The following is a 736-nucleotide window of genomic DNA, read 5'->3' on the forward strand; positions in this document are numbered from 1 at the left end:
TTCGATCCCGTTAACTCCCAAAGGTCCCGTAGTGTAGCGGTTATCACGTCGCCCTGTCACGGCGAAGATCGCGGGTTCGATTCCCGTCGGGACCGTTTAAGATAACGGAAGTTATTTTAGACTCGTTAGCTCAGTTGGTAGAGCAATTGACTTTTAATCAATGGGTCACTGGTTCGAGTCCAGTACGGGTCATATCTGCGGGTTTGGCGGAATTGGCAGACGCACCAGATTTAGGATCTGGCGCTTAACGGCGTGGGGGTTCAAGTCCCTTAACCCGCATTAAGATATAATAAATGAGCCGGCTTAGCTCAGTTGGTAGAGCATCTGATTTGTAATCAGAGGGTCGCGTGTTCAAGTCATGTAGCCGGCATTTTTAGATAGAAGAAAACAGTGCGAACGTAGTTCAGTGGTAGAACACCACCTTGCCAAGGTGGGGGTCGCGGGTTCGAATCCCGTCGTTCGCTTAGAGAGGCCGGGGTGGCGGAACTGGCAGACGCACAGGACTTAAAATCCTGCGATTGGTAACGATCGTACCGGTTCGATTCCGGTCCTCGGCATAATATAATGAGCACCCTTAGCTCAACTGGATAGAGTACCTGACTACGAATCAGGCGGTTAGAGGTTCGACTCCTCTAGGGTGCATTTTTCTTTTTAACTCGGGAAGTAGCTCAGCTTGGTAGAGTACTTGGTTTGGGACCAAGGTGTCGCAGGTTCGAATCCTGTCTTCCCGATACAT

The 736-nt window shown here is 50.3% G+C and carries 8 tRNA genes; all 8 read left to right on the forward strand.

Annotated features, from left to right (window positions below):
- Positions 1-22 precede the first annotated feature (22 nt).
- The 8 genes from HT698_RS10095 (at position 23) to HT698_RS10130 (ending at position 731) form a co-directional block, all read left to right on the forward strand.
- Positions 23-95, forward strand: a tRNA-Asp gene (locus HT698_RS10095).
- A 24-nt stretch (positions 96-119) separates the two neighbouring features.
- Positions 120-192, forward strand: a tRNA-Lys gene (locus HT698_RS10100).
- A 5-nt stretch (positions 193-197) separates the two neighbouring features.
- Positions 198-279 (forward strand) — tRNA-Leu (locus HT698_RS10105).
- Positions 280-297: 18 nt separating this feature from the next.
- Positions 298-370 (forward strand) — tRNA-Thr (locus HT698_RS10110).
- A 22-nt stretch (positions 371-392) separates the two neighbouring features.
- Positions 393-464: transfer RNA gene (locus HT698_RS10115), tRNA-Gly, on the forward strand.
- 7 nt (positions 465-471) lie between these two features.
- Positions 472-557 (forward strand) — tRNA-Leu (locus HT698_RS10120).
- 11 nt (positions 558-568) lie between these two features.
- Positions 569-642, forward strand: a tRNA-Arg gene (locus HT698_RS10125).
- A gap of 15 nt (positions 643-657) precedes the next feature.
- Positions 658-731: transfer RNA gene (locus HT698_RS10130), tRNA-Pro, on the forward strand.
- Positions 732-736: the final 5 nt, after the last annotated feature.

The sequence above is a fragment of the Streptococcus sp. 3109 genome (assembly GCF_013276905.1).
GTDB lineage: Bacteria > Bacillota > Bacilli > Lactobacillales > Streptococcaceae > Streptococcus.